General features: G+C 45.4%; 4 protein-coding genes and 1 pseudogene. 2 read left to right on the forward strand and 3 right to left on the reverse strand.

Annotated features, from left to right (window positions below; all coding sequences use genetic code 11):
• Positions 1-59: 59 nt before the first annotated feature.
• Both G470_RS14305 and G470_RS0111260 read right to left on the reverse strand, forming a co-directional pair.
• Positions 60-212, reverse strand: a complete 153-nt coding sequence (locus G470_RS14305) for a transposase (protein WP_035445648.1) — start codon at positions 210-212, stop codon at positions 60-62.
• A gap of 206 nt (positions 213-418) precedes the next feature.
• Complete coding sequence (locus tag G470_RS0111260) at positions 419-2,695, reverse strand: ATP-binding cassette domain-containing protein (RefSeq protein WP_028274882.1); 2,277 nt, start codon at positions 2,693-2,695, stop codon at positions 419-421.
• Between the two features lie 277 nt (positions 2,696-2,972).
• Between G470_RS0111260 and G470_RS0111265 the strand changes: the two genes are divergently transcribed.
• A complete protein-coding gene (locus G470_RS0111265) occupies positions 2,973-3,239 on the forward strand; it encodes a hypothetical protein (protein ID WP_028274883.1) in 267 nt (88 codons plus the stop codon).
• Positions 3,240-3,582: 343 nt separating this feature from the next.
• Here G470_RS0111265 and G470_RS13545 read toward each other — a convergent pair whose 3' ends face one another.
• Entirely contained in the window at positions 3,583-4,584 is a 1,002-nt protein-coding gene (locus G470_RS13545) for an ABC transporter ATP-binding protein (RefSeq protein ID WP_084172193.1), read from the reverse strand.
• Between the two features lie 114 nt (positions 4,585-4,698).
• On the opposite strand from G470_RS13545, the pseudogene G470_RS0111280 reads away from it, so the two are divergent.
• Positions 4,699-4,921, forward strand: a pseudogene (locus G470_RS0111280) (IS30 family transposase); the annotation flags it as partial.

Genomic DNA, 4,921 nt, shown 5'->3' on the forward strand with positions numbered 1-4,921 from the left:
GGGGTGCGGTAGCTGGGCTTTTCTTTCACAGGCGGTTCGTTCTTACGGTGGATTTTACGCTATTGATCGGTTTTTTTATAGATTCGTACCCAGCGAACCAGGGTGTCGTAGGGAATTTCCAGTTCACGGGAGACCACGCTCATTTTTCGTTTTTCTTCCACCACCAACCGGCACACGTATTCTTTGTACTCCACATCGTATCGTTTCCCCATCCCGCACACATCCTTTTAGTTGTTGAGCTCATTGTACTAAAAAAGTGGTTGTAAAGCTGTGTCCAGTATTTAGACTACCTCAAAATCGCATCGTGACTTCAAAATTATTTGGCCATAGCAAGACTTTTGTAAACAAAAATATTTTTCGAATACAGTAAAGGAAAAGAGGTTGAGACTTTTTGTCTCAACCTCTTTCAATATATACACTATTCAATCACATGATTCCCTTCAATGGCTTTTTGCAGCCATTTGGCGGTCACGGTGTCGGCTCCCTGCATGTCGTGCGGCGTGCCTTCAAAGACAACTTGTCCGCCGTTTTTCCCGCCTTCCGGACCGAGTTCAATGACCCAGTCGCTGTTGGCCAAGAATTCGAGATTGTGTTCGATCATGACGACGGTGTTGCCTTGGTCGACGAGACGGTTGAACAAGTTCAACAAGTGGCGGTTGTCCTGAGGATGCAGACCGCGTGACGGTTCATCCAAAAGATAAATCTCGCCTTGGTGCTGCAGCTCGCTTGCCAGTTTCAGCCGTTGGAGCTCACCACCGGAAAGAGAACTGGTAGATTGTCCGAGTGTCAAATAGCCCAATCCCACATCATTGAGGGCTTGGACACGTCTTAAAATCCGCTCGTTTGAGAAATAAGCCATGCTGTCTTCTACCGTCAACTCGAGAATTTCGACGATGTTTTTCCCTTGATAGGTATAGGACAACGCTTCTGGCGAGTAGCGGGTGCCGCCGCAATGCTCGCAAACCATCGTCACAGGGTCGGCAAAAGCGACTTCCGGCTGCAGATAGCCTTTGCCTTCACAGACCGGGCAGGCGCCGAGGGAGTTGAAGCTGAACAAACCGGCCGGTTGTCCCGTTGCTTTGGCAAAGGTGGTTCGGATGGTGTCCATGATGCCCATATAGGTGGCCAGGGTGGAGCGGGTCGAGATGCCGATCCCTTTTTGGTTCACGACGATGGCTTCAGGATAGCGGTCGGTAAATTCATCGACCATCAACGAACTTTTTCCTGAACCGGACACGCCAGCGACTGTGATCAAAACGTTTTTTGGCACATCAATCGACACGTTTTTCAAATTGTTTCTCGATGCCTGGCGGATTGGATAGATGTTTAACCAATCGCGTACCTCTGGTTTTAAGGTCAGCGGTTCATGCAATGCATTGGCCGTCGGGGTATCCGCAATCGCGTCAAGCGGACCTTGATAGATGACCTCACCGCCTCCCGTTCCCGCGTCCGGACCCATCTCGACAATCATATCGGCTTCCTGCATGATTGCTAAGTTATGTTCAACCACGAGAACCGAATTATACTGCGCTTTGAGTTGCTTGAGGATATCAATCAACTGCGCGACTTCTTCCGGGTGCAGACCAGCGCTCGGTTCATCGAGAATATAGGTGAAATTATTCAAGTTGGAACCCAAGTGGCTCGCGATTTTCAAACGCTGCGCTTCACCGCCTGAAAGTGTGCCGACCGGGCGGCTTAAGTTCAAATACCCAAGCCCCATATCAATCATTTGCTGAACGATGGGGATGGCTTGCTGGGTCAAGGACTCGCCTAAAGGGTCATCGATTTTTTTCAATTCCTCAACCAACTCGGTCATTTCCATCCGGTACATGTCCACAATGTTCAGGCCATTGATTTTTGACTCCAATACTTTCGGATTCAGCCCCGTTCCTTCGCAAGTCGGACATGGTGCAGTCGTACTGACGGCTTTGACATCTTCTTCGTCCACTTCCCTCAAATTGGAAATGTCACGGTCGATGTAGAGCCGCTTGAAACGAGGGAGCAGTCCGTCCCACTTCGAACGGTGGGGTCCATTTTTTGTATGGAACGGCATGATGACTTCTTTGCCTTCGGGATGGCCGTAAAGAAAGAGGTCCAGTTTGTCTTGCGGCCAGTCTTTCAAAGGTGTATCGGGGTCAAAAATTCCGCCTGTGATCATCCAGCGTCCCTGCCACCCAGCAGGGGACAGCGGTTTGAACTGGACGGCATAGTCGCGGAGCGATTTATCAAAGTCGACCAGTTTGTTCAAATCAGGTGTGATGACTTCTTTGTTTCCGGCACAGGTGGGACATTGGCCGAACGAACTCTGACTCGAAAAATCGATGGCTTCGCCGATATTCGGCTGGCCGATGCGAGAATAAAGCAGCCGGATCAGCGGACCTAAATCCATGTAGCTTCCGACATCGGAACGTTGGTTACCCTGGACTTGTTGCTGCTTGATGACAATCACGGAAGTCAGATTTTTCATCAAATCGGCTTTCGGTCGTTCATGCAAATCCATATGGCGGCGCAGATACTGCGAATAATTTTGTTCCATCTGCCGCTGGCTTTCCGCCGCGATGGTATCGAAGACCACCGAACTTTTCCCCGAACCCGAAAGTCCGGTAAAGACAATGAGTTCTTCCTTGGGGAGGGTTAAATCAATGTTTTTTAAGTTGTTTTCACGCATCCCGCGCAAAATCATTTTATCTTCCACGAGACATCCTCCTCGATAAAAGTGCTAAATTCATTTTAACACTGAGTAGCATAGAGGTAAAAAAAGCGGATTATATAGAAGTTATGCCTGAAAAAACTCAGGAACCAACGGATTAACTTAAATACCATGACAATGAACAGTAAAGGGCTCTTGAGAAATATGAAAGGAAAACGTATTCTGAAAGTAAGGTTTCAGCAATTATTATGAAATGTGTAATATGTCTTGATGGAATAATTGAAAGAGAGGCATTTAGTTAAATGACGGAAGGAGTAAGACTTTGAAAAAAGCTTTGGGTAGAGTGATGAATAAATTAAATTTAAAGTATACATTTTGCTTCAGTTTACTCGTGTTCCTTATAGGAGTTGTATTAACGTTGAACTTGGTTCCTGTCAGCGGGGTCAATGAAATGTCCGAAGAAGAAATAGCTGAATTATTATCTATAGGAGCTATAAACTATCCTCTAGGAAGATGGTTAATGTTCTGCTCATTGTTTATGATGGTATTAGTAGTTGTAATTTATGCATTTAAAAAAATAAAAAGATAAGGAATCACCTAAAGGGAAGTGTTTTGTTGAGAAGAAAATTTGTCTTTGCATCCTATTTAATGTTCATTTTTGTAGTTACTTTAATTACGGATTTAATAGATAGACCGCTTAATTTAGAGACAGCTGCATTAGCGCTAACGAAGTCATTAGTTATTTTTGCAGTTTTCCTCATTGCTAAACATCAAAGCGACAAAAGGAAACATGAAAAATAAGCAACTAAAATGGGGCAGCGAATGTTGTTGCAGTTAGAACTGTCCTTGCTCATATTTGTTCCTAAATATAGAAAAACTGCTGAACTCCTCTTATAAAGGGAGATTCAGCAGTTTTTTTGTGATCGGAAGTTTCACTGTCTGGTGTAAAGGTTGTAGTAATAGCCTTCTTGAGCTATCAATTCTTCATGAGAGCCGCTCTCAATGATGCCTTCATCGGTCAGTACATAAATAGTGTCGCTATCTTCGACAGTGGTTAATCGGTGGGCGATCGTGATTGTCGTGCGTCCTTTGGCGAGTTCTTTCAGCGATTCCTGGACGACCATCTCACTTTGATTGTCCAGGGCACTGGTCGCTTCATCCAAAATCAAGATTGGCGGGTTTTTCAAAAACACCCGGGCAATGGAGATGCGCTGCTTTTGGCCGCCCGAAAGCCGTGCTCCGCGTTCGCCGATATCCGTGTCGAAACCATTGGGCAAAGCTTCGATAAATTCAGCCGCACCGGCCAGCCTGGCTGCTTCGTAAATCTCTTCGTCCGTTGCATCCAGTTTGCCGTAACGGATATTTTCTTTGACGTTTCCAGCAAACAAATACACGTCTTGCTGGACAATGCCGATGTTGTCTCTTAAAGAATGAATTTTAAGATGCCGGATATCGTGTCCGTCTATCCGGATTTCGCCGGAATCGACATCGAAAAATCTGGGAATCAAGCTGATGATGGTCGATTTGCCCGCCCCGCTCGGCCCGACAAAAGCCGCCTGTTCGCCTTCTTTGATTTCAAAGTTCAAGCGGTCCAATACTTTTTCATCGTCTTTCCCATAACTGAACGACACGTCGTCGAACACAATGTTTCCTTTCACATTCTCTAAAACCAACGTATTATCCGTGTCATCGACATCCGGAACAGCCGTCATCACTTCATGGAACCGTTGGATACCGGTCAAACCCTTTTGGAACTGCTCGGTAAACTGAATGATGCGTTTCACACTCGTGATCAGCATATTGATGTACATGATGAACACAATCATATCGGACGCTTCCATTGTGCCGTTCAGGATAAAGTACCCGCCGGCAGTTAAGACGGCAATATACATGAGTCCTTCAAAAGCGGTTGTGACGGTGATGAAACCAGCCATGGAGGCATAAAAGTGCTTCTTGATTCGTGGATTGTATAATTAAGCGAGACAGAAAAAAGACATGTTATGATACACTCAAATTAACCTACCAAAGCTAAGGAGAGTGCACCATACATGTCGTACACCCATCTTACCAAAACAGAACTCATATTCATAGAAGAATACTTTGCCATTAATCTCAGTGGTCGCGAGATTGCTAAAAAGCTTAAGCGAGGTCATGAAGCAGTCTACAGAGTAATCAGGAAGTTGAAAACGGGTAAAACAGCGATCGATATTTATCTAGAATACAAAGAAAACAAACAAAAATGTGGACGTAAACCTATTCAACTTCCTCAAG

Source organism: Atopococcus tabaci DSM 17538 (assembly GCF_000429585.1).
Classification (GTDB): Bacteria; Bacillota; Bacilli; order Lactobacillales; family Carnobacteriaceae_A; genus Atopococcus; species Atopococcus tabaci.